Here is a 22,703-nt window from a genome sequence, read left to right as displayed (position 1 = left end):
GTTACCAACCACAACTTTGCCGGGGATATCGCGCATGTATACCGGAGGGGAGGGTATCCCGTTTGAAGCAATCAGCATGGCGGGTGCCCGCCGATTGCCGAGCCGATTCACCTCTAGCACTGTGACCGAGGAGATCGATATGACTGCGCACCGAAGCATTAATGCCTGGCCCAGCTTGCGCGTCGACGAGTGGACGCCACCCGGGAAACGCTGCATATGTGGACTCAGATCGTCGGCAAGATCCGGCTCGCACATGCTCCCATGGTCAACCACTGGTGGCAGGTGACGCTGTACGTTACCCCCCGCGGTTTGACGACGTCGGCAATCCCCTATGGGAACGAGATCTTCGATATCGAATTCGACTTCATCGACCACCAGTTGGTGATCCGCAGCAGCACCGGTGCTACCCGTACCGTCCGACTGGAACCGAAATGAGTCGCCGATTTCTACGCCGAAACCATGCAGACATTAGCCGAATTGGGCTGCCCCACGCGCATCCAGCCACACCCGAACGAAGTCGACCCGGCTCCTGGGTTCGCCGAGGACGTCGAGCACGCCTCGTACGACCCGCCTGCGGCGAACCTGTTCTGGCGCCAGCTGCTTCAGGCCAACCGGGTGTTGAGCCGGTTCCGGTCTCGGTTCGCCGGAAAGGTGAGTCCGGTACATTTCTTCTGGGGTGCAATGGATATCGCGTGTACCAGATTTTCCGGCCGTGGCGCACCCCGCCATCCTGGCGGTGCCCCCAACTTGGGCGATTGGGTTATGGCGGAAGGATATTCGCGGGAACTGAGCAGCTGCGGATTCTGGCCAGGCGGTGGTGACGAGGGCGCCTTCTATGCCTACGCCTACCCCGAACCCGACGGCTTCGCCGGTCACGCTGTCACTCCCGGGCAGGCCTACTACAGCAAAGACCACGGCGAGTATCTACTGCCCTACGAGATCGTGCGACAGGCGGCCGACCCGGATCAGGTGCTTCTGGGATTCTTGCAGGACACCTATGAAGCAGTGGCCACCAGAGCTGAGTGGGATCGCGCCCTGCTGGAAGAAGAGCCGGATCGTTGGAAGGAGCGTGAAACACGCTCCTGAGGAATATCTTTGAACATCGGCGACTTGACGACTGGACGCGTTCTCGACGTGGTTTGCGACCACGGTGACTGGTGCCGGGCTTACCGGAGCGCCGACCGCGGATCAATACGCGTCGCGGGTTCGGCCCCCGGGCGACCCGTACAGGTATGGGTAGTGGACATCGGGGTCGTTGGGGGGCCGCATGTTTGGTGGTGGTGGCGCGGTGCGCCAGGCGGCCGGGAGATGGCAACCGGTGTTGTAGTAGTAGGCCAGCAAATGTCCGTGGTTTACGAGATTGATCAGCGTGCCGTCGTCGCGGATTTGCGAATCATTGGCCGATCCCAACGGCAGGGGTGGCTCACCGGGGGCGGAGTTGTTGGGCCGAAAACCAGCCGCTTTGAACACCGGTGCCAGCTCGGTGACAATTTGCAGCCATTGCTCTGGGGTGGGTGCAGGTTCGCCGAAGAAATGGTCGCTTTCCTCTTGCCGGCCGATGCTGCGGACGAACGGGTCGTTGCAGCCGTTAGTCGGATGACTCACTGGGGTGCTGGTGAACTTTGTCTGTGGGGCGTATTTGGCGATCGCCGCCCGGATGGTGGCGTCGAGGTTGGCGAGTTGCTGCTGGACCGTCTCTAGGTCGGGGCGTTGGTTGACGATTTTTTGTAGGCGGTCCAGTTCGTCGCGGCCGGGGTTGGCGTAGGGGTTGAAGGTCGTCGGCTTGATGCAGCTGGTGAGCAGCATGGTGATTGCGAGCAGCCCGGCGGCAGCGAATCGATGTGCTCGGCTCATGCGCGGTGTAGGGGGATCGGAGGTGGGACTTCATAGGGGCCGGCGCCGCCGGGAAGTCTGTCCACGCCGACGGCGCGGGGTGTGATGAGGTCGTCGGGCAGTCCGGCCAGCACCGCGGCCATGTTGTAGCCGCTCATGCGCAGTTCGCCGTTGCTGCCCACGCGGGCATACTCCGAATGGCCGTAGGCCCGCTCATGAAGGTTCCCGTCCCCATACTCGCCCCCCAGGGCTAGTCCAGTACTGGTCGACAGTTCAGTCATGCCTGGCACATCTTGCGGTGCGGCGCCAAAGGCACCGAATTCGGGGATTATCTGCGACACATCATCATTGACGCCAATCATGTAGTAGGCATGCCCTGGCAGCACACCTAATTGCGATGCGTTGGTGAGTTCGGTGCCAGGCGAACCGTACAGTACGACGTCGCTCACTGGGGAGCCCTGCTGCAACGCCAGACTTGTCACCAGAGATCCGTACGAATGCCCGAACGCGGTGATGTGTTGATCCGAGACATTGGTGGCCGCCGCCAGGCCCGTGTAGAAGCGGTTCAACGTCCCTGCGGCATCGCGAGCCGACCAGTCATGCGTCACGTCCTTTAGGCTGTCCGGCGCGTCATACCCCAGCCACGCAATGGAAGCGACCGCGTCATAATTCGGTGCGCCCGCGAACTTCCTCAGGTCGGATGCCTTGCCTCGTTGGACTTGAGCTTCCCTGACCATCGCTTCAACGCTGGAGCTCACCCGCGTGTTGAGGCCGCCGACTGTGACACCGACCCGTTCCGCATTGTCGACGTCGCCGACCCCCACTGCCGCCAACACCTTGCGGGAATTACTGGTGGTGTCCAACAGAATCAGGCTGCTGCCCGGGTTGGCGGTAAGTGCTCGCTGCAGCGCCTGCAGATCCGCCAACTTCTCGGTATCGGTGTGCCACACGCCATTACCATCCAGCCAACCGCGCTGCAGCCGGTCGAGTTCGCGTTGCAGCACCGGCATATTGAGTTCGTTGCGGACTCCGGTTGGGATACCGTCGAGGTTGCGAATGGCGTTGGGGAACCACTGTTTGACCCGATCCTGCTGTCCCGGGGTCAGCGAATGCCACCACTTGCTCACCTCCTTCGGATCGCTACCCGGTGGCGGCATCTGCGGCATCTTAGGTGGCTCATGGCTGAGTTGGGCGTTGACCTGCTGTGGTGACAAGTCGCCGGCGGCGCCCCGAATCGCCGCGGCCAGATCCTCATCGGCGGTCTCGGCGTCAGCCAGCAGACGCTTGATGCTTTCGGTCAGCCTGATCGCGGCATCGAGAATCGACTGCTGATCAGCAGGGGAGTACGACCACAAATCAGCAGGCGGCAACGCCGTACCGGTCGCGTTGTCAATCGTCAGGTGGTAATCCCGGGCACTATCGCGAATAGCCTGCAGCCGCAACTTGATTGCGGCCACCTCTTCGGCCGATTTCTCCGCGGCCCGTGCGACCGCCTCGCACGCATCGGCATGGTCGTCGAGAAGCATTGTCGTGCGGTGCGTTGCCGCCAGCGCCGCATCGGCGGCATCGCCACCGAAGTCCAGCAACCGCATGGTGTCGGTGAGCGCCGCCGATGTGGTGCGGGTGCCGTGTGCGCGGTCAATCGCCGCCTGAAACACCGTCCTGATCGCTGCGGGATCCCAGCGCTCAATATCAGCTAACGTCAACGCCATCGAATCGACCGTTGCTGCCAGCCTGCGCACGGACCGCGGCGAGCGCCGCGGCGTTGCTCTGGTCCATCTCAGCGAAGCCGACCGCCGCGAGATGCATGCCGCAGGAATGCTCACCGAATCGGTCGGCGTGGGTGGCGCTGACCGTCTCCCAGCTACCCAGCAACCCCGACAGCGCGCCAGCCGAAGAACCGACCCATCCCGACCGCGCGCCTTCGGCTGCACCGTGGCACGACTGGTGCAAAACCAGCAGTGACTCACCGTGATTGGCCAACGCATATCCCACCCGAGTCAGGACCTCAGGAACGACACGCAACGTCTCCATCATCGACCCTCCCGGTCAGCCAGCAAGCAAACCTTCCGGGGAGTATGGCACACACCCGCCAACCGGGCTATTCACCTTCGGCGGCCGTACCGAGCTACTTTCGGGGCTTGCGTCCCTTACGCTTGATGCCCACGCCACCCCAGAACGAGAAGCCGCGGATCTTCACGTTGGGTGCACCCCGGCTGCCCTCGCCCGCCACTTCGCGGTCGAAGTTGCCCATTATCCCGCGGCCACGGATTTCGACGTGGACTTCGGGGGGCAGCAGGATGGTCTGCACACCCATGATCGAGTAGGCGCGGATCTCGACCTCGGTTGAGGTGAAGTCGGCGTAGCGCAAATCCAGCACGCCGGTTCCCCAGAACGTGAGGGTGGTCAGCTTCTTGGGCACATTCCACCGGCCCCGCCGCTCGAATCCGCTCAGCAGGGCGAGCAGCAGGGTGGACGGTGCCGGGTTGCAGTTACCGCCGCGACGGGGGCTTACCGAGGCGCCGGGCAGGTCGGCTCGAAGCTGGTCCAGCTCTCGATAGGTGGTTGCCGCGTAAGCCCTGGTAAGCCGATCTTCGTACTCGTTGAGCTGCAGGCGACCCTGTTCCGCCGCATACGCCAGCAACTGCGCGATCTGAATACGATCGGTGTCAGCCGCGAGCGACGAATCGTCACGCGTGTCCTTCGTGTCGCGCTGGGCCGGGTTGCTCATCACCCACGAGCGTACGACGTCCAGGATTTGCTGCAAGCTGGTTGGCTAAACTGCAACCTCGCCCCCCGCCAAGTCCGACTCGCCCAGCCGGCAATGGTGCTGCTCAGCGACTCGCCGGGTCGGATTTCACCCAACTCGGTGGACGTTTCTGCAGGAATGCCAGCATGCCCTCGCGCGCTTCCTCCGAAACGAATAGCCGCGCCGACTCCTCGGTGAGCCGTTGGGCGTCTCGGTCGAATCCTTCCAGTACTGCGGCGGTCGTCAGCGCCTTCGACGCCGCCAGGCCCTGCGGTGAACCGCGACCCACCTCGGCGACCAGCTTGGCCACCGCGGCATCCACGTCGTCGGCTGCCAAGGTGACCAAGCCGATCTCGGCGGCTTCGCTGGCGCCGAACGTCTCGCCGGTCAGGTAGTAACGGGCCGCCGCGCGCGGCGAAAGCTTGGGCAGCAACGTCAGCGAAATGATCGCCGGGGCTACGCCGATCCGCGCCTCGGTCAGCGCAAAGGTACTGCGCGGGCCGGCGACCACCAGGTCGCAGGCCCCGACCAGACCGAACCCGCCGGCTCGGACATGCCCGTTGACCGCGCCGATGACCGGCCGCGGGGACTCGACGATGGCGCGCAGCACCGTCGTCATCTCCCGGGTCCGCGCCACCGCCATGTCGTATGCCGATGGTGGCGACCCGCTTCGCCCGGCTGCGCCGCGCTCGCGATCGCCACGGGCCGATGGTGGCGACCCGCTTCGCCCGGCTGCGCCGCGCTCGCGATCGCCACGCGGGTCGCTACCGCCGGCCTCGCTCAAGTCCGCACCTGCGCAGAAGGTGCCGCCGGTGTGGGTGAGCACCACCACCCGTACCGCCGGATCCGCCGCCGCGTCGCGCAGTCCCTGATGCAGCTGGCTGACCAGGACGCTCGACAGTGCGTTGCGGTTGTGCGGCGAGTTGAGCGTGAGCCGGGCAGCAACGCCCTCTCGGGTGTATTCGACGAGCCTGTCCATCAGTACGGCTTCAGTAGGACCTAGGCAGACCCAGCGATGTCTGCGCGACGAAGTTCAGCACCATCTCACGGCTGATCGGGGCGATCCGGGCCAGCCGGGCCGACGTCATCATCGCGGCAACGCCGTACTCCTTGGTCAGCCCATTGCCGCCCATGGACTGCACGGCCTGGTCGACGGCATGCGTCGAGGCCTCGGCCGCAGCGTATTTGGCCATGTTGGCCGCCTCGGCGGCGCCGGCGTCGTCGCCGTGGTCATAGAGTGTCGCCGCCTTCTGCATCATCAGCTTGGCCAGTTCAACCTCAATGTGGCACTGCGCCAACGGATGTGCCAACCCCTGATGCGCGCCGATCGGGGTGGACCACACCTGGCGGGTCTTTACGTAGTCGACGGCCTTACCTAGCGCGAACCGGCCCATGCCGACCGCGCTGGCCGCACCCATGATGCGCTCGGGGTTGAGACCGGCGAAAAGCTGTGCGATGGCGGCGTCCTGGGCCCCGACCAGCGCATCGGCGGGCAGCCGCACGTCGTCGAGGAACACCTGGAACTGGCGTTCCGGGCTGATCAGCTCCATCTCGATCGGCGTGTAGGTGAAGCCGGGCGCGTCGGTGGGCACCACGAACAACGCCGGGCGCAGCTTGCCGGTCTTGGCCTCTTCCGTGCGACCCACTACCAGTACCGCCTGCGCTTGGTCGATGCCGGAGATAAAGACCTTCTGGCCCTTGATGATCCAGTCACTGCCGTCGCGACGGGCGGTGGTGGTGATCTTGTGCGAATTGGACCCGGCGTCCGGCTCGGTGATCGCGAACGCCATCGTCAGCGACCCGTCGGCGATGCCCGGCAGCCAGCGCTGCTTTTGCTCGTCGGTACCGAACTTGGCGATGATGGTGCCGTTGATGGCCGGCGACACCACCATCAGCAACAGCGCCGAACCCGCGGCCGCCATCTCCTCCATCACCAGCGACAGCTCGTACATCCCGGCGCCACCGCCACCGTATTCCTCGGGCAGGTTCACTCCTATAAAGCCGAGTTTTCCTGCATCAGACCACAATTCGGTGGTGTGTTCGTGCGCGCGCGCCTTCTTCAGGTAGTACTCGTGGCCGTAGTTGGACACCCATTCGGCCACCGCCTTGCGTAGCGCCCGGCGCTCTTCACTTTCGATGAAGCTGGTGTCTGTCATTGCGAATCTCCTTGTGCTTCGGGTCCTTCCACGCGTGCCAGCACGGCACCGACGTCGACTTGCTGGCCGGTTTGGACGTGGAGCTGGGTGAGTACCCCGTCCGCCGGCGCGCTGATGGTGTGTTCCATCTTCATCGCCTCCAGCCAGATCAATGACTGACCCGCTGTGACGGTATCGCCGACCTCGGCGCCCAAGCGGATGACGTTGCCGGGCATCGGCGCCACCAGCGATCCCTGCTCGACGGCCGAACCCGGCTCGGGGAAGCGGGATAGTGCGACCAGATGCACGGGTCCGATCGCGGAATCGACGTAGACGTCCTGGCCGTAACGCGCCACTGCGAAGCTGCGGGCCACGCCGTTACCGTCGGCCAGCACGACCTGGTCGGACATGGCCGATATCAGCTCCACGGATTCGTCGCCGGGGAGCTCCAATCCCTTCCTGGTGAACCGGTATTCGATGCGGTGCTCCTCGCCGCCGTCGTCGAGGTACGTCTTGACCTGATAGCCCGACGCCAGGTTGCGCCAACCACTGGGGATAGAGCCGAACACCCCGGATACCTTCGCGGTTGCCCGATTGTGCGCCGCGTCGGCCAGGGCCGCGGCGATCATCGACATCCGGATCATCGTCGCGCCGGCCAGCGGTGCCGACAGCTCTGCCAGGCCGTGCGTGTCGAAAAACGCGGTATCCGTGGCGCCGTCGAGAAATGCGGGGTGACGCAGCACGTTGACCAACAGCTCGCGGTTGGTGCGCAGGCCGTGCAGGCGGGTGCGGGCCAGTGCGTCGGCGAGCACCAACGCCGACTGCCGGCGCGTCGGAGCGTAGGAGATGACCTTGGCCAGCATCGGGTCGTAGTGGATCGACACCGACGAGCCGGCGACGATACCCGAGTCCAGCCGGATCCCGGTCCGGCGCCCCAGCGTGCAGAACTGCGCGCTCACCGACGGCACGTCGATCCTGTGCACCGGACCCGCCTGCGGCTGCCAGCCGTGCGTGGGGTCCTCCGCGTAGAGGCGAGCTTCTATCGAATACCCTTGGGCCACAGGTGGTTTAGCATCCAGCCGGCCGCCTTCGGCGACCGCGAGCTGCAGTTCGACCAGATCGAGTCCGGTGGTCTCCTCGGTGACCGGGTGCTCGACCTGCAGCCGGGTGTTCATTTCCAGGAAGTAGAACTCACCGTCATCGTCGGCGAGGAACTCCACCGTCCCCGCACCGGCGTAGCCGATGGCGGAGGCGGCCAGGCGAGCGGCGTCGAACAGCTTGGCGCGCATGCCGGGTATGCGCTCCACCAACGGCGAGGGCGCTTCTTCGATGATCTTCTGGTGTCGGCGCTGTATGGAGCATTCCCGTTCGCCCACGGCCCACACGGTGCCGTGCATGTCGGCCAGGACCTGCACCTCGACGTGGTGTCCGGTCGGCAGATAATGCTCGCAGAACACCGTCGGATCGCTGAACGCGGACTGCGCTTCGCGCCTGGCGGCCTCGACTTCGGCTGGCAAAGCAGACAATTCGCGGACGACCCGCATCCCGCGGCCACCACCGCCCGCGGACGCCTTCACCAACACCGGCAGCTGGGATTGGGTGACGGTGTCGGGATCGAGCTCGTCGAGCACCGGCACTCCGGCAGCCGCCATCAGCTTCTTGGACTCGATCTTGGAGCCCATTGCCCGCACCGCGTCCACCGGCGGGCCCACCCAGGTCAGGCCCGCGTCTTGGACCGCGGCGGCGAAATCGGCGTTCTCCGCGAGGAATCCGTAGCCGGGGTGTACCGCGTCGGCACCGGCGGCCCGGGCCGCCGCGATGACGGCGTCGGCGTTGAGATAGTCGTTGGTCTTGGGCAGCCGCACCCGCGCGTCGGCCTCGGCGACATGCGGCGCGGCGGAGTCGGGTTCGGTGTAGACGGCGATGGTGCCCAAGCCCAGCCGGCGGCAGGTGGCGAACACCCGGCGTGCGATCTCGCCGCGATTGGCAACCAGTACTCGAGTGATCGGCATTTGCATCACATCCGGAAGACGCCGAAGTTCGACGTCCCCTTGATCGGGCCATTAGCGATGGCGGACAAACACATTCCCAGCACGGTGCGGGTGTCGCGCGGGTCGATCACCCCGTCGTCGTAGAGCATCCCGGACAACACCAACGGCAACGACTCGGCTTCGATCTGGCCTTCGACGGCGGCACGCATCGCGCTGTCGGCCGCTTCATCGACCTGCTGGCCGCGGGCCTCGGCGGCGGCGCGGGCCACGATGGACAGCACTCCCGCCAGCTGCGCGCCGCCCATCACCGCGGACTTGGCGCTGGGCCAGGCGAACAGGAACCTCGGGTCGTAGGCGCGTCCGCACATCCCGTAGTGGCCCGCGCCGTACGACGCGCCGATCAACAGCGAGATGTGCGGAACGGTCGAGTTGGACACGGCATTGATCATCATCGAGCCGTGCTTGATCATGCCGCCCTCTTCGTAGACCTTGCCGACCATGTAGCCGGTGGTGTTGTGCAAGAACAACAGTGGCGTGTCGTAGCGGTTGGCGAGTTCGATGAACTGGGTGGCCTTTTGCGACTCTTCGCTGAAAAGTATGCCGCGCGCGTTGGCCAGGATGCCCAGCGGGTAGCCATGCAGCCGGGCCCACCCGGTCACCAGCGACGAGCCGTACAGCGGCTTGAACTCGTCGAATTCGGAGCCGTCGACGATGCGGGCGATAACCTCCCGCGGGTCGAACGGAATGCGCAGGTCCGCCGGGACGATGCCGATCAGCTCCTCGGCATCGAACAACGGCTCGGTGACCGGCCCGGGCGCGGGCCCCTGCTTGACCCAGTTCAGCCGGGCCACGATGCGACGTCCGATGCGGATGGCGTCGAGCTCGTCTTGCGCGAAGTAGTCGGCCAAACCCGAGATGCGGGCATGCATTTCGGCGCCGCCCAGCGACTCGTCGTCGGACTCCTCGCCGGTGGCCATCTTCACCAGCGGCGGGCCCGCCAGGAACACCTTGGAGCGTTCCTTGATCATCACCACGTGATCGCACATGCCGGGAATGTAGGCGCCGCCCGCGGTGGAGTTGCCGAATACCAGTGCGATAGTTGGGATCCCGGCTGCGGACAGCCGGGTGAGGTCGCGGAACATTGCTCCGCCGGGAATAAAGATCTCCTTCTGCGTCGGCAGGTCCGCCCCGCCGGATTCCACCAAAGAGATCACCGGAAGCCGGTTCTGGAACGCGATCTGATTGGCCCGCAGGATTTTTCGCAACGTCCACGGGTTGCTGGTGCCGCCTTTGACCGTCGGGTCGTTGGCGACGATCAAGCATTCCACGCCGGACACCGCACCGATGCCGACGACCGTGCTCGCACCGACCGTGAAGGCGCTGCCGTATGCCGCCAGCGGGCTCAGCTCGAGGAACGGCGAGTCCGGGTCGACGAGCAATTCGATGCGTTCCCGGGCCGTGAGCTTGCCGCGGGCGTGGTGACGATCGACGTATTTGGGCCCGCCGCCGGCCAGCGCCTTCGCCAGTTCGGCGGCGATTTCGTCGAGCTTTGCCGCCGTCGCCGTTGCCGCTTCGGCGTACGCGCCGGCATGGGCGTCGAGGGTGGACCGCAAGACGGTCATGATTGATACCCCAGCAGTTTGGCGGCAAGTGTGGTCAGGATTTCGGTGGTTCCGCCTCCGATACCCAGTATCCTCATGTCCCGATACTGACGTTCGACTTCGGACTCGGCCATGTAGCCCATCCCGCCGAAGAGCTGGACCGCCTGGTTGGCCACCCATTCGCCGGCCTCGACGGCGGTGTTCTTGGCGAAGCACACCTGCGCAATCAGGTTCGTCTCCCCGGCCAGCTGACGCTCCACCACGTGACGGGAGTAGACCCGGGCGACGTCGATGCGCCGGGCCATCTCGGCCAAGGTGTTCTGCACCGCCTGACGCGAGATCAGCGGACGCCCGAACGTCTCCCGGTCGCGACACCACTGCGCGGTGATGTCCAGACATCGCTGCGCGCTCGAATATGCCTGTGCGGCAAGGCCGATGCGTTCGGAGACGAAGGCCTGGGCGATCTGGGCGAATCCGGTGTGCTCGGCGCCCACCAGATTCGCAGCCGGTACCCGCACGTCGGTGTAGGACAACTCGGCGGTGTCCGAGGAACGCCAGCCCATCTTGTCCAGCTTGCGGGTGACCTCAAAACCCGGCGTGCCCTTTTCGACCACCACCAGCGACACCCCGGCCGCGCCGGGTCCGCCGGTTCGCACCGCGGTGACGACGTAGTCGGCGCGCACCCCGGAGGTGATGTAGGTCTTGGCGCCGTTGATCACGTAGTGATGGCCGTCCCGGACGGCGCTGGTGCGCAGGTGCCCGACGTCCGAACCGCCGCCGGGTTCGGTGATGGCCAGCGCGCCGATTTTCTCACCGGCCAGGGTGGGACGAACGAAGGTGTCGATCAACCGCGCGTCGCCGGAGGCGATCATGTGCGGCACCGCGATGCCGCAGGTGAACAGCGACGCGAAAACCCCTCCAGGCGCCCCGGATTGGTGCATCTCCTCGCAGATGATCACCGAATCGGCGCCGTCGCCCCCGCCCCCGCCGACGGCTTCGGGAAATCCCGCTCCCAGCAGGCCGGCGGTCCCGGCGCGCCGGTGCAAGTCACGCGGCAACTCGCCGACTCGCTCCCATTCGTCGATGTGCGGCAGGACTTCTCGTTCGGCGAACGAGCGGACGGTCTTTCGCAGCTGCTCGCGCTCCGGTGTGGTCCAGATATTCACAACAGCGTCTCCGGAATGTCGACGTGGCGGCTGCGCAGCCATTCGCCCAGCCCCTTGGCTTGCGGATCGAAACGCGCTTGATAGGCGACACCCTGACCCAGGATCCCCTCGATCACGAAATTCAGCGCCCGCAGATTGGGCAGCACGTGCCGGGTGACGTCGAGTTCTGCCGTCTCGGGCAATAGTTCCTTGAGGAACTCGACGGTCAACGTGTTGGCCAGCCAGCGCCACTGCTCGTCGGTGCGCACCCACAGCCCGACGTTGGCCGAACCGCCCTTGTCGCCGCTGCGGGCGCCGGCGATCAAACCCAGCGGCGCCCGCCGGGTCGCTGCCGCGGGTAACGGCTCGGGAAGCGGCGGGAGAGCCGCCGGTTCCAGCTCCAAAGTCTCAGTGGAGCAAGGAATTTCGGTGCGGGTGCCGTCGGGATGAACCGCGACGTGCGGCACCTGCCCGGCGTCGACGTAGCCCGGGGTGTAGACGCCGTACACCTGACCGTCGCCGGGTGGGGCGGTCACGGTGAAGCCTGGATAGCTGGCCAACGCCAATTCGACTGCCGGCGAAGAGAATTGACGCCCAACATTGGCGGGATCGGGATCGCGCACCACACACCGCAGCAAGGCGCTGGCCGCCTCCTCGGTGTCGGCGTCGGGGTGGTCGGTACGGGCCAGGGTCCACTCGAGCTCGGCGGGCTTGACGGTCAGCGCGGCTTCGAGCTGGCGCCGCACGAGGTCGGCCTTGGCCTCGATGTCGAGGCCGGTCAGCACGAATGTCATGGAGTTGCGGAAGCCGCCGATGCTGTTCATCGACACCTTGAGGGTGGGCGGCGGCGGTTCGCCCACCACACCGCTGATGCGTACCCGGTCCGGGCCGTCGCTGGATAGCTCGATGGTGTCCATCCGGGCCGTCACATCCGGGTTGGCGTAGCGGGCGCCGGTGATCTCGTAGAGCAGCTGCGCGGTGACTGTGTCGGTGCTGACCAGACCGCCGGTGCCGGGGTGTTTGGTGATCACCGAGGAGCCGTCGGCGTGCACCTCGGCCAGCGGGAAGCCGGCGTGCAAGAGGCCCGGCACCGCGGGAATCTCCGTGAAGAACGCGTAGTTGCCGCCGGTGGCCTGCACGCCGCATTCGATGACGTGACCGGCGACCACCGCGCCGGCCAGCTGGTCGTAGTCGGTGCGGCCCCAGCCGAAGTGCGCGGCCGCCGACCCGACGACCACCGAGGCGTCGGTGACCCGGCCGGTGACGACGACGTCGGCTCCGGCGTTGAGGCAGTCGACGATGCCCCAAGCGCCCAGATAGGCGTTGGCTGTCAGGGGCGTGTCGAGGCCGAGCTCGGCTGCCCGCGGCTGCAGGTCGTCACCTTCGACGTGGGCGACCCGGGCCGGCACGCCGAGGCGCTGGGCCAGGGCCCGGATCGCGTCGGCCAATCCGGCCGGGTTCAGGCCGCCGGCGTTGGCCACGATGCGGACCCCGCGGTCGCAGGCCAGCCCCAGGCAGTCCTCGAGTTGGGTGAGGAACGTCTTGGCGTAGCCGCGGTCGGGGTGCTTCATCTTGTCGCGACCAAGGATCAGCATGGTCAGCTCGGCAAGGTAGTCACCCGTGACGTAGTCGATGTTTCCGCCGGTGAGCATCTCACGCATGGCCGAGAGGCGGTCGCCGTAGAAACCCGAGCAGTTGGCAATCCGCACGGCTCCGGACGCGCCACCAACAGAGGCCATGCGCGTCCTCCCTTCATTGGGATTAACGACGGATCAAACCGGCCAACCAACCGGTAGGTCAGCATAGCCGCACGGGTTGAGCGGTGTGATACCCGCCTCACTCGGCCCGGCACGCCTGTTTTGGCGACCTGCAGGTCACCGACTACCCTTGGGGTACTCGTCGCGGCTGGGCCACCGGCCATGCAACGCGACACGCACCGACCCAACCACGATCGAGGAGTAAGGCCCCACCATGGCGGTACCCAAGCGCAGGACGTCGCGCGCGAATACCCGAAGCCGGCGCTCGCAGTGGAAGGCCACCTCGACCGAACTGGTCGGAGTCACCGTGGCGGGTCAGAAGCACAAAGTGCCCCGCAGGCTGCTCAAGGCGGCGCGGCTGGGCCTCGTCGACCTCGACCGGCGCTAGCTGCTCCCGGCAGGGGCCACTGTGGCGCATGTGACGAGCCCGCCGGCCGAGCCCGACCTCCCGACGGCGCGCCTCTCAGGCCAGTCTCAGGCGGTCGTACGAAACTAGTGTCCGTGCGAATTCTTGTCGTCGACGACGATCGTGCGGTACGCGAGTCCCTGCGCCGGTCGCTTTCCTTCAACGGCTACTCGGTCGAACTGGCCCACGATGGGCTCGAGGCGCTCGACATGATTGCCAGCGATCGGCCCGACGCACTCGTGCTCGATGTGATGATGCCGCGGCTGGACGGCTTGGAGGTGTGCCGTCAGCTCCGCAGCACCGGCGATGACCTGCCGATCCTGGTGCTGACCGCTCGTGACTCGGTTTCGGAGCGGGTGGCCGGCCTCGACGCCGGCGCCGACGACTACCTGCCCAAGCCGTTCGCTCTCGAAGAATTGCTGGCGCGGATGCGGGCCTTGCTGCGCCGCACCAAGCCCGACGACACCGCCGAGTCGGTGGCCATGCGCTTCTCCGACCTTAGCCTGGACCCGGTAACCCGTGAGGTCACCCGCGGGCAGCGCCGCATCAGCCTCACCCGCACCGAGTTCGCCTTGCTGGAGATGCTGATCGCCAATCCGCGACGCGTGCTCACCCGCAGCCGCATCCTCGAAGAGGTGTGGGGCTTCGACTTTCCCACGTCCGGCAATGCGCTGGAGGTCTACGTGGGGTATCTGCGCCGCAAGACCGAGGCCGATGGCGAGCCGCGGCTGATCCACACCGTCCGGGGAGTGGGTTACGTGCTACGCGAAACGCCGCCCTGATGCTCGGGTTCCGCCGCCGAGCACGGGTACCGCTGCGAACGACCAGTTCGTTGTCCCTGCGGTGGCGGGTCATGCTGCTGGCTATGTCGATGGTGGCGATGGTCGTCGTTCTGATGTCGTTCGCGGTGTATGCGGTGATCTCGGCCGCCCTCTACAACGACATCGACAATCAGCTGCAGAGCCGCGCGCAGTTGCTGATAGCCAGCGGGTCGCTCGCCGCCGACCCGGGCAAAGCCATTGAGGGCACGGCGTATTCGGACGTCAACGCGATGCTGGTGAACCCGGGCCACTCGATCTATACCGCCAACCAGCCCGGACAGCACCTGCCCGTCGGAGCGCCGGAAAAGGCCGTCATCCACGGTGAGTTGTTCATGTCGCGGCGGACGGCGGCCGATCAGCGGGTGCTTGCCATCCATTTGCCCAACGGCAGTTCCCTGCTGATCTCCAAGAGTTTGAAGCCGACCGAGGCGGTCATGACCAAGCTTCGCGCGGTACTGCTGATCGTCGGTGGTGTCGGCGTGGCGGTCGCCGCGGTGGCCGGCGGGATGGTAACCAGGGCCGGGCTTCGTCCGGTGGGCCGTCTCACCGAGGCGGCCGAGCGGGTGGCGCGAACCGACGACCTGCGGCCCATCCCCGTCTTCGGCAGCGACGAATTGGCCAGACTTACCGAGGCGTTCAACCTGATGCTGCGGGCGCTGGCCGAATCCCGGGAACGACAGGCCAGGTTGGTCACCGATGCCGGGCACGAGTTGCGCACCCCGTTGACGTCGCTCCGCACCAACGTCGAGCTGCTGATGGCGTCGATGGAGCCCGGAGCGCCGCGACTGCCGGAGCAGGAGATGGTCGGCCTGCGTGCCGATGTGCTGGCCCAGATCGAGGAATTGTCCACTCTGGTAGGCGATTTGGTGGATCTGACGCGCGGCGACGCCGGTGAGGTGGTGCACGAGCCGGTCGACATGGCCGACGTCATCGACCGCAGCCTGGAGCGGGTGCGGCGGCGCCGCAACGACATTCACTTCGACGTCCAGGTGATTTCCTGGCAGATCTACGGTGATGCCGCCGGGCTGTCACGGGCGGCGCTCAACCTGATGGACAACGCGGCCAAGTGGAGTCCACCGGGTGGCCACGTCGGCGTCATGCTGAGACAACTCGACCCGTCACACGCCGAGCTGGTGGTATCCGACCGCGGGCCCGGCATTCCCGCGCAAGAGCGGCGTCTGGTGTTCGAGCGGTTCTACCGGTCCGCATCGGCGCGGGCAATGCCGGGTTCGGGGCTGGGCCTGGCGATCGTCAAACAGGTGGTGCTCAACCACGGCGGATCGCTGCGGGTTGAAGACACCGTTCCGGGTGGCCAGCCCCCGGGAACATCGATTCACGTGCTGCTGCCCGGCCGCCCGATGCCGGGTCCGACCTACCCGACGACCCCGGTGAGCACCGGGGCCACGGCTGAAGCCGGTCGTACTGATGAGGGCGCCGGGGACTCCACGAACTCACGGAGTTCGACGAACGTTATCTCAGTGGATTCTCAGTCCGCGCGCGCAAGGTAGTGGTGCAGTTACTGTTGACAACAAGCCCATGCCCGCAGCGCATGGCCAAGCACAGGGCTCACTAAGCCCCAGTAGAGGAAGAGCAACTTAGCGACATGACGAATCACCCGAGGTATTCGCCACCGCCGCAGCAGCCGGAATATCGTGCCGCGCCCAACCAGCCCGTGCCCCCGGCTTATGTGCAGGGGTCTTCGCAAACATACAATCAGCAGTTCGACGACTGGCGCTACCAGCGATCGCAGCCGCAGTACGGCCGGCCCTACGACCCCTTCGCGGGTACCGGGCCGCGCCCGCTGCCGGGCGGTACCGGGGTGGGCCCCATCCCCGGCGGCACCGGGCAGGGCCCCGCCGGTGGCGGCACCGGTCCCGGCCCGATAACCGGAATGCTGCCGCCAATGTCACCGCCTCCCACGGTGATTCACCAGCGACGTCCCCGCGCCGGCATGCTGGCGATTGGCGCACTCACCATCGCCGTAGTGTCGGCCGGCATCGGTGGCGCGGCCGCATCGGTCGTCGAATTGACCCGGTCACCCGCGAGCACCAACGGTGGCGGAGTGGTCGCCAGCGGCGCTCCCAGCATTCCGGCAGCAAACATGCCGCCGGGTTCGGTCGAGCAGGTGGCCGCCAAGGTGGTGCCCAGCGTCGTCATGCTGGAGACCGATATGGGGCGCGCATCGGAGGAGGGCTCGGGTGTCATCCTGTCCAGCGACGGGCTGATCCTGACCAACAACCACGTCGTCGCAGCCGCCGCCAAGCCGCCCGCCGGTGCTCCGCCGCCGAAAACCACGGTGACCTTCTCTGACGGCCGGACGGCGCCGTTCACGGTGGTCGGGGCCGATCCGACCAGTGACATCGCCGTAATCAAGGTCCAAGGCGTCAGCGGACTGACCCCGATATCGATGGGGTCGTCATCGGATCTGCGGGTCGGTCAGCCGGTCCTGGCGATCGGGTCCCCGCTGGGTCTGGCCGGCACGGTGACCACGGGCATCGTCAGCGCCCTCAACCGGCCGGTGTCGACCACCGGCGAGTCCGGTAACCAGAACACCGTCTTGGACGCCATCCAGACCGACGCCGCCATCAACCCCGGTAACTCCGGTGGTGCGCTGGTCAACATGAACGGCCAGCTGGTCGGCATCAACTCGGCCATCGCCACGTTGGGCGCGGATTCCGGCGATGCCCAGAGCGGTTCGATCGGCCTGGGCTTTGCCATCCCGGTCGACCAGGCCAAGCGGATTGCCGACGAGCTGATCAGCACCGGCAAGGCGACACACGCCTCGCTGGGCGTCCAGGTGACGACTGACAAGGGCATTCCCGGCGCCAAGGTGGTCGAGGTGGCGCAAGGCGGCGCGGCCGCCACTGCCGGAGTGCCCAAAGGGGTCATCGTCACCAAGGTGGACGACCGCCCCATCAACAGCGCCGACGCACTGGTCGCCGCGGTGAGGTCCAAGGCGCCGGGCGACAAGGTGGCGCTGACTTTCCAAGACCCCTCGGGAGGCAGCCGTACCGTGCAAGTCACGCTAGGCAAGGCGGAGCAGTGATGAAGGCAGGTCCTCCGTTGTCAGAGCTCGGATATACGGTTGCACCCATGGAACAGGGTGCGAAGTTGGTGGTGGGCCGGGCACTTGTCGTCGTCGTCGACGATCGCACTGCCCACGGCGACGAAGACCACAGCGGCCCGCTGGTCACCGAACTGCTCACCGAGGCGGGTTTCGTTGTCGACGGTGTGGTCGCGGTGTCGGCCGACGAAGTTGAGATCCGCAACGCGCTGAACACCGCGGTGATCGGCGGGGTGGACCTGGTGGTGTCGGTGGGTGGGACCGGGGTCACGCCTCGCGACGTCACGCCGGAGGCCACCCGCGACATCCTGGACCGGGAAATCCTCGGTATCGCCGAAGCCATCCGCGCCTCGGGGCTATCGGCAGGGATCATCGACGCGGGGCTGTCGCGCGGCTTGGCGGGAGTGTCGGGAAGTACGCTGGTGGTTAACCTCGCCGGTTCCCGCTACGCCGTGCGAGACGGCATGGCGACGCTGAATCCGCTGGCCGCTCAGATCATCGGGCAATTGTCGAGTCTCGAGATCTGACTTTCAGTCACCCGCGGATCAGGTATCCGCCCGAGGCCCATGGTTCGGCGGCGGCGACACAGCCGAGGCCGCGCCGCCATGCTTGCCCGACGGGCTCTCGCCGTTCGTTTGCGCCAGCAAGTCCCGGATCTCGGTGAGCAGGACCACCTGCGCGTCGTCCGCCTGCTCGACCTCACCCCTTTTGCGCAGCCTGTTGTACGGCAGCACGATCAGGAAGTACACCACGGCGGCGATCAGCACAAAGTTGATGGCCGCCGACAGCAGGATGTTCAAGTCGATGGCCTGCCCGCCGCCGATGTCCAACCGCAAGATGCCGAAGCTGGTCTGCTGGTTGACACCGACCCGGGTAATCAACGGCGTGATGATGCTGTCGGTGAACTTGGTAACCAACGCCGTGAACGCGGTACCGATGATCACCGCGACGGCCAGGTCGACGATATTGCCCCGCGCGAGAAACTCCTTGAACCCCTTGAGCATGGGTGGCGCCTTTCTGGTCGGTCTGAAGTCGGTCTGCATTGTGTGGGCACGTCGAACCACGTCGAAGGCAGACGTTATCTCAGGTGCGGGTTGGCTTTCGAGACCGTTTCAATGCAAAGTCAACGTCACCGTCTGCCCCAACACCGCGCCTGCGACCGTATTCGCCAGGCGTGCCGGCAGGACGACCAACACGACGCGGTCATCGTGTGACTGAAGCTCCTGTTTGGCCGACACCAGCACGACGACGGCGTCGGTAGCCACGACCTTGCTGATCGACGCCGCCGCCGGTGAGTCGGTAGCGGGCGCGGCAAGTACGTCCACCACGTCGCCGACCCGGACAAGGTCGATCAGCGCGCTATCGGCCAGATGGAGCGGGACGATGCGGGCGCCGGGACCCGCCGTCGACTCGGCCAGTCGGCTGCCCAGGATCCGCACATCGGTGAGCACCTCGCCGCGTCGCGCCGGGCCCGCCAGCGTCGAGCCGACGACTGCCCCCAAATCGGACTGTGATCCAGCGGGAAGCGTTGCCGCCGAACGCTTTTCTAGTCGGACGTCGTCGTAGGTCAGGGCACTGCCCGGGCGCAGGTCGCGGGTGGCAACCACCACCTGCGAACCGTCGACCTCGGTATTCGATCGTAGCGCTGCTACGCCGGCCAGCACGACGAGTCCAGCGGCGGCGATGCGCCGCGCCAGGACGGTCCGGGTCCAATCCGGGCGCAACAGCATCGCTAGGCGGCTGAACAGGGATGCGTTCAGCGATGTTTCGGCCACCGACACACCGTATGCGCGAAGCAGCGCCGGCGATGCCGGTCAGGAAGCGACCTGTGGATAACCGGTCAGCTCGCGGCGCCCGCGGTAACCGGGGCGGAGGAGCTGGTGGACTTCTCCGCCGAGCTCGACGACTTGCTCTCGCTCGACGACGCGCTCTCGCTCGGCGACTTGCTCTCGGTCGATGACGACCCGTTGGCCGAGCTCTTGGACTTCTTGTCCGTTTCGCGGCTGTCGGTGCGGTAGAAACCGCTGCCCTTGAATACGACGCCAACCGAGTTGAACAGCTTGCGCAGCCGACCGGAGCACTTCCCGCAGGTGGTCAGCGCATCGTCGGTGAAGGCTTGCACAACGTCGAAGCGGTCGGCGCACTCGGTGCACGCGTAGCTATAAGTCGGCACAAGAACCTCCGGAAAAATTCGGCTTGGGCTAGCACTCTACCTTTTCAAGTGCTAGAACCACCACGTGACATCAGTCATTCCCACACGGGAGCGCGATCAATCCGCGTGCGGGCGTGATGACGTGGGTGATTCGCACGTCATGGGCTTCCTGCGGCAGCTCGTCGACGAATTCCTCGTCGCGGACCAGCGCGATCAGCCATGTGTGCGGGTTCATGGCGGCCAGTGAGCGGTCGTAGAAGCCAAGCCCCTTGCCCAGCCGCACGCCGCGGCGGTCCACGGCCAGCGCCGGCACGAGTACCAGGGCGGCCTCGGCCACAGCCGATTCCGGCAGCCACGGCTCGGGCGGCTGCAGCAGTCCCCACCGGCCCCGCACCAGCTCGCCGGGGCGGTACTCACCCCACAACAGCGGTAACGGGACGTTGTCCGCGGCCACCCGGGCCACCGGCAACAGCACCCGCGCCGCGCGCTGCCGCAATGCCATGAGCATGTCCATCGACCCGGGCTCGCCGCCGACCGGCACATAGGCGCAGACCGTGGTGCGGCCGCTCACCAACGGCTCCAGGTGCCGGGTGAACAGCCCAGCCTCGGTGGCGCGGATGTCGTCGGCAACCAGGCGACGCGCGGCCAGCATCCGCCGCCGCAACGCTGCCTTGCCCGCGCTTGTCACGCCCACAACGATGACAGGCCGGGATTTCGCCACTCCGAACCCACCCGGCAAATCGGGTGCGAGTTATCGTGTGAACGATGTCATCGGATGTTCCGGTCCCTTTTACGGCGATCGTCCCCGCAGCCGGCCTGGGCACGCGGTTTCTGCCCGCGACCAAGACGGTGCCCAAAGAGCTGTTGCCGGTGGTCGACACGCCCGGAATCGAGCTGGTGGCCGCCGAGGCGGCTGCCGCCGGTGCCGAGCGCCTGGTGATCGTCACCTCCGAGGGCAAGGACGGTGTGGTCGCCCATTTCGTCGAGGATCTGGTGCTCGAGGGCACTCTCGAGGCCCGCGGCAAGACGGCCATGCTGGCCAAGGTGCGCCGCGCTCCGGAGCTGATCAAGGTGGAGTCCGTGGTGCAGTCCGAGCCGCTGGGACTCGGACATGCCATCGGCTGCGTAGAGCCGGCACTATCGGCTGACGAGGACGCGGTCGCGGTGCTGCTGCCCGATGACCTGGTGCTGCCGACCGGGGTGCTGAACACCATGTCGAAGGTTCGGGCCCGGCTGGGCGGCACGGTGTTGTGCGCCATCGAGGTGACGCCCGAGGAGATCAGCGCCTACGGGGTTTTCGACGTCGAACCGGCCCCTGATGCCGAGATGCCCGACGTGCTGAGGGTCAAGGGGATGGTCGAAAAGCCCAAGGCGCAGGATGCTCCGTCGATGTACGCGGCAGCCGGTCGCTATGTGCTCGACCGGGCGATTTTTGATGCGTTGCGCCGCATCGACCGGGGAGCAGGCGGGGAAGTTCAGCTCACCGACGCCATTGCGCTGCTGATTGCCGAGGGCCATCCGGTGCACGTGGTCGTGCACCGGGGATCCCGACACGACTTGGGAAATCCCGGCGGCTACCTCAAGGCTGCGGTTGACTTTGCATTGGATCGTGACGATTACGGCCCGGAGTTGCGGCGATGGTTGGTGGCGCGATTGGGTCTGACCGAGCAGTAGCCGGGCGGAGCGGGGCGACCCGCGCTCGGGGCGAGCCGGGTGATCGGGCCCAGCTCGCCCACCTGGCTCGACGGAAAGGCGCGCTGTGCGTTCTGTGGAGGAGCAGCAGGCCCGGATATCTGCCGCCGCGGTAGCCCCGAGGCCGATCCGGGTTGCCATTGCCGAGGCGCAGGGTCTGATGTGCGCCGAAGAAGTGGTGACCGAGCGCCCGCTGCCCGGTTTCGACCAGGCCGCTATCGACGGCTACGCCGTGCGCAGCGTCGACGTGATGGGTGTCGGCCAACACCTCGGGGCCGCTGGTACCGAGCTGTTCGCCGACGACGCCGTTCTTGACGATCGCGACATGGTGACCCTGCCGGTGATGGGCACCATCGAAGCCGGTGCGCGCACACCGACGAGGCTGCAGCCGCGCCAGGCGGCCCGGGTGCAGACCGGGGCCCCGCTGCCCACCTTGGCCGACACCGTGCTGCCGTTGCGGTGGACCGACGGTGGGATGTCGCGGGTGCGGGTGCTGCGCGGTGCGCCGTCGGGTGCCTACGTGCGCCATGCCGGTGACGACGTGCAGCCCGGTGACGTCGCGGTGCGGGCCGGCACCATCATCGGCCCGGCGCAGGTGGGGCTGCTGGCCGCGGTCGGCCGGGAACGGGTGCTGGTGCACCCGCGTCCGCGACTGTCGGTCATGGCCGTCGGTGGCGAGCTGGTCGACATCTGTCGGACCCCGGGCAACGGGCAGGTATACGACGTCAACTCTTATGCCCTTGCCGCCGCCGGCCGGGATGCCGGGGCCGAGGTGAACCGGGTCGGCATCGTCAGCAACAACCCCAAGGAACTCGGCGAGATCGTGGAGGGTCAGCTCAACCGCGCGGAGCTGGTGGTGATCGCCGGCGGGGTCGGCGGCGCGGCCGCCGAAGCGGTGCGCGCGGTGCTGTCCGAACTCGGCGAGATGGAAGTCGTCCGCGTTGCGATGCATCCCGGATCTGTCCAGGGGTTCGGGCAGCTGGGGCGGGATCGGGTTCCGATGTTTCTGCTGCCGGCCAATCCGGTCAGCGCGCTGGTGGTTTTCGAGGTGATGGTCCGGCCGCTGATCCGGCTGTCGCTGGGCAAGCGGCAGCCGATGCGCCGGATTGTGCAGGCCCGCACCTTGTCGCCGATTACCTCGGTGGCCGGGCGCAAGGGTTACCTGCGCGGTCAGCTGATGCGCGATCAGGACAGTGGCGAGTACCTGGTGCAGGCGCTGGGCGGGGCCGCGGGCGGATCGTCACACCTGCTGGCCACCCTGGCCGAGGCCAACTGTCTGGTTGTGGTTCCCACCGGGGCAGAGCAGATCCGCACCGGGGAGATCGTCGACGTCGCCTTCCTGGCTCAGCACGGCTAG

Annotated in this window: 21 protein-coding genes and 1 pseudogene; 8 read left to right on the top strand and 14 right to left on the bottom strand. The window is 66.6% G+C overall.

Going from position 1 to position 22,703, the window contains the following annotated elements:
• The first annotated feature begins 139 nt into the window (after positions 1-139).
• Positions 140-1,086 (top strand): annotated as a pseudogene (locus AWC07_RS23745) (DUF5996 family protein).
• A 102-nt stretch (positions 1,087-1,188) separates the two neighbouring features.
• On the opposite strand, the gene AWC07_RS23740 reads toward AWC07_RS23745, so the two are convergent.
• The 10 genes from AWC07_RS23740 to AWC07_RS23695 form a co-directional block, all read right to left on the bottom strand.
• Positions 1,189-1,854: an LppA family lipoprotein gene (locus tag AWC07_RS23740; RefSeq protein WP_036409815.1), complete on the bottom strand. Its 666-nt coding sequence runs from the start codon at positions 1,852-1,854 to the stop codon at positions 1,189-1,191.
• Positions 1,851-3,545 carry an alpha/beta hydrolase gene (locus tag AWC07_RS23735; RefSeq protein WP_084293329.1) on the bottom strand — a complete coding sequence of 565 codons (1,695 nt, stop codon included), beginning with the start codon at positions 3,543-3,545 and terminating at the stop codon, positions 1,851-1,853. The genes AWC07_RS23740 and AWC07_RS23735 overlap by 4 nt, the downstream gene beginning before the upstream one ends.
• Positions 3,526-3,870, bottom strand: a complete 345-nt coding sequence (locus tag AWC07_RS23730; RefSeq protein ID WP_139829847.1) for a hypothetical protein — start codon at positions 3,868-3,870, stop codon at positions 3,526-3,528. Before AWC07_RS23730 ends, AWC07_RS23735 begins: the two co-directional genes overlap by 20 nt.
• Positions 3,871-3,961: 91 nt before the next feature.
• Positions 3,962-4,564, bottom strand: coding sequence for a DUF1707 SHOCT-like domain-containing protein (locus AWC07_RS23725; RefSeq protein ID WP_036409818.1), 603 nt, complete (start codon positions 4,562-4,564; stop codon positions 3,962-3,964).
• A 103-nt stretch (positions 4,565-4,667) separates the two neighbouring features.
• Positions 4,668-5,561: an enoyl-CoA hydratase family protein gene (locus AWC07_RS23720; protein ID WP_085105258.1), complete on the bottom strand. Its 894-nt coding sequence runs from the start codon at positions 5,559-5,561 to the stop codon at positions 4,668-4,670.
• 10 nt (positions 5,562-5,571) lie between these two features.
• Positions 5,572-6,738: an acyl-CoA dehydrogenase family protein gene (locus tag AWC07_RS23715; protein WP_036409822.1), complete on the bottom strand. Its 1,167-nt coding sequence runs from the start codon at positions 6,736-6,738 to the stop codon at positions 5,572-5,574.
• The gene (locus AWC07_RS23710; RefSeq protein ID WP_036409857.1) at positions 6,735-8,729 is read right to left on the bottom strand and encodes an acetyl/propionyl/methylcrotonyl-CoA carboxylase subunit alpha; all 1,995 of its coding nucleotides are present in this window, start codon (positions 8,727-8,729) and stop codon (positions 6,735-6,737) included. The genes AWC07_RS23715 and AWC07_RS23710 overlap by 4 nt, the downstream gene beginning before the upstream one ends.
• A 5-nt stretch (positions 8,730-8,734) precedes the next feature.
• Entirely contained in the window at positions 8,735-10,330 is a 1,596-nt protein-coding gene (locus AWC07_RS23705; RefSeq protein WP_036409824.1) for an acyl-CoA carboxylase subunit beta, read from the bottom strand.
• Positions 10,327-11,475, bottom strand: coding sequence for an acyl-CoA dehydrogenase family protein (locus tag AWC07_RS23700; RefSeq protein WP_036409825.1), 1,149 nt, complete (start codon positions 11,473-11,475; stop codon positions 10,327-10,329). The genes AWC07_RS23705 and AWC07_RS23700 overlap by 4 nt, the downstream gene beginning before the upstream one ends.
• Positions 11,472-13,163 (bottom strand): acyclic terpene utilization AtuA family protein, encoded by a 1,692-nt coding sequence (locus AWC07_RS23695; RefSeq protein ID WP_139829850.1) that lies wholly within the window; start codon positions 13,161-13,163, stop codon positions 11,472-11,474. Before AWC07_RS23695 ends, AWC07_RS23700 begins: the two co-directional genes overlap by 4 nt.
• A gap of 262 nt (positions 13,164-13,425) precedes the next feature.
• Here AWC07_RS23695 and rpmF point away from each other — a divergent pair, with 262 nt between their 5' ends.
• From rpmF to AWC07_RS23665, 5 genes are all read left to right on the top strand, one after another.
• On the top strand, positions 13,426-13,599 hold the full coding sequence (gene rpmF / locus AWC07_RS23690) for a 50S ribosomal protein L32 (protein WP_036409829.1): 174 nt from the start codon (positions 13,426-13,428) through the stop codon (positions 13,597-13,599).
• 113 nt (positions 13,600-13,712) lie between these two features.
• Complete coding sequence (mprA, locus tag AWC07_RS23685) at positions 13,713-14,399, top strand: two-component system response regulator MprA (RefSeq protein WP_036393573.1); 687 nt, start codon at positions 13,713-13,715, stop codon at positions 14,397-14,399.
• The gene (locus AWC07_RS23680) at positions 14,399-15,946 is read left to right on the top strand and encodes a HAMP domain-containing sensor histidine kinase (protein ID WP_036409831.1); all 1,548 of its coding nucleotides are present in this window, start codon (positions 14,399-14,401) and stop codon (positions 15,944-15,946) included. The genes mprA and AWC07_RS23680 overlap by 1 nt, the downstream gene beginning before the upstream one ends.
• Before the next feature lie 95 nt (positions 15,947-16,041).
• Positions 16,042-17,484: a S1C family serine protease gene (locus tag AWC07_RS23670; protein WP_036409834.1), complete on the top strand. Its 1,443-nt coding sequence runs from the start codon at positions 16,042-16,044 to the stop codon at positions 17,482-17,484.
• On the top strand, positions 17,484-18,029 hold the full coding sequence (locus AWC07_RS23665) for a MogA/MoaB family molybdenum cofactor biosynthesis protein (protein ID WP_036409835.1): 546 nt from the start codon (positions 17,484-17,486) through the stop codon (positions 18,027-18,029). The genes AWC07_RS23670 and AWC07_RS23665 overlap by 1 nt, the downstream gene beginning before the upstream one ends.
• 18 nt (positions 18,030-18,047) lie before the next feature.
• On the opposite strand, the gene mscL is transcribed toward AWC07_RS23665, so the two are convergent.
• From mscL to AWC07_RS23645, 4 genes are all read right to left on the bottom strand, one after another.
• Positions 18,048-18,506: a large-conductance mechanosensitive channel protein MscL gene (mscL, locus tag AWC07_RS23660; protein ID WP_036409859.1), complete on the bottom strand. Its 459-nt coding sequence runs from the start codon at positions 18,504-18,506 to the stop codon at positions 18,048-18,050.
• 108 nt (positions 18,507-18,614) lie between these two features.
• A complete protein-coding gene (locus tag AWC07_RS23655) occupies positions 18,615-19,277 on the bottom strand; it encodes an SAF domain-containing protein (RefSeq protein ID WP_036409862.1) in 663 nt (220 codons plus the stop codon).
• Between the two features lie 65 nt (positions 19,278-19,342).
• On the bottom strand, positions 19,343-19,675 hold the full coding sequence (locus AWC07_RS23650; RefSeq protein WP_036409837.1) for an FmdB family zinc ribbon protein: 333 nt from the start codon (positions 19,673-19,675) through the stop codon (positions 19,343-19,345).
• Positions 19,676-19,745: 70 nt separating this feature from the next.
• On the bottom strand, positions 19,746-20,342 hold the full coding sequence (locus AWC07_RS23645) for a 5-formyltetrahydrofolate cyclo-ligase (RefSeq protein WP_036409864.1): 597 nt from the start codon (positions 20,340-20,342) through the stop codon (positions 19,746-19,748).
• A gap of 77 nt (positions 20,343-20,419) precedes the next feature.
• Between AWC07_RS23645 and AWC07_RS23640 the strand changes: the two genes are divergently transcribed.
• Both AWC07_RS23640 and glp read left to right on the top strand, forming a co-directional pair.
• Positions 20,420-21,328: a UTP--glucose-1-phosphate uridylyltransferase gene (locus AWC07_RS23640; RefSeq protein WP_036409838.1), complete on the top strand. Its 909-nt coding sequence runs from the start codon at positions 20,420-20,422 to the stop codon at positions 21,326-21,328.
• A gap of 85 nt (positions 21,329-21,413) precedes the next feature.
• Positions 21,414-22,703, top strand: coding sequence for a molybdotransferase-like divisome protein Glp (gene glp, locus AWC07_RS23635; protein ID WP_036409840.1), 1,290 nt, complete (start codon positions 21,414-21,416; stop codon positions 22,701-22,703).

Source organism: Mycobacterium gastri (assembly GCF_002102175.1).
Lineage (GTDB): Bacteria > Actinomycetota > Actinomycetes > Mycobacteriales > Mycobacteriaceae > Mycobacterium > Mycobacterium gastri.
This window is presented reverse-complemented; position numbering and strand designations above follow the sequence as displayed.

Excerpts from the sequence above, each read along its gene's own strand:
- AWC07_RS23710 (WP_036409857.1), bottom strand. The coding sequence starts at position 8,729 with ATGCCGATCACTCGAGTACTGGTTGCCAATCGCGGCGAGATCGCACGC.
- AWC07_RS23730 (WP_139829847.1), bottom strand. The coding sequence starts at position 3,870 with ATGATGGAGACGTTGCGTGTCGTTCCTGAGGTCCTGACTCGGGTGGGA.
- AWC07_RS23740 (WP_036409815.1), bottom strand. The coding sequence starts at position 1,854 with ATGAGCCGAGCACATCGATTCGCTGCCGCCGGGCTGCTCGCAATCACC.
- AWC07_RS23670 (WP_036409834.1), top strand. The coding sequence starts at position 16,042 with ATGACGAATCACCCGAGGTATTCGCCACCGCCGCAGCAGCCGGAATAT.
- AWC07_RS23720 (WP_085105258.1), bottom strand. The coding sequence starts at position 5,561 with ATGGACAGGCTCGTCGAATACACCCGAGAGGGCGTTGCTGCCCGGCTC.
- AWC07_RS23725 (WP_036409818.1), bottom strand. The coding sequence starts at position 4,564 with ATGAGCAACCCGGCCCAGCGCGACACGAAGGACACGCGTGACGATTCG.
- AWC07_RS23665 (WP_036409835.1), top strand. The coding sequence starts at position 17,484 with ATGAAGGCAGGTCCTCCGTTGTCAGAGCTCGGATATACGGTTGCACCC.
- AWC07_RS23715 (WP_036409822.1), bottom strand. The coding sequence starts at position 6,738 with ATGACAGACACCAGCTTCATCGAAAGTGAAGAGCGCCGGGCGCTACGC.
- AWC07_RS23735 (WP_084293329.1), bottom strand. The coding sequence starts at position 3,545 with ATGGCGTTGACGTTAGCTGATATTGAGCGCTGGGATCCCGCAGCGATC.
- AWC07_RS23640 (WP_036409838.1), top strand. The coding sequence starts at position 20,420 with ATGTCATCGGATGTTCCGGTCCCTTTTACGGCGATCGTCCCCGCAGCC.
- AWC07_RS23680 (WP_036409831.1), top strand. The coding sequence starts at position 14,399 with ATGCTCGGGTTCCGCCGCCGAGCACGGGTACCGCTGCGAACGACCAGT.
- AWC07_RS23705 (WP_036409824.1), bottom strand. The coding sequence starts at position 10,330 with ATGACCGTCTTGCGGTCCACCCTCGACGCCCATGCCGGCGCGTACGCC.
- rpmF (WP_036409829.1), top strand. The coding sequence starts at position 13,426 with ATGGCGGTACCCAAGCGCAGGACGTCGCGCGCGAATACCCGAAGCCGG.
- mscL (WP_036409859.1), bottom strand. The coding sequence starts at position 18,506 with ATGCTCAAGGGGTTCAAGGAGTTTCTCGCGCGGGGCAATATCGTCGAC.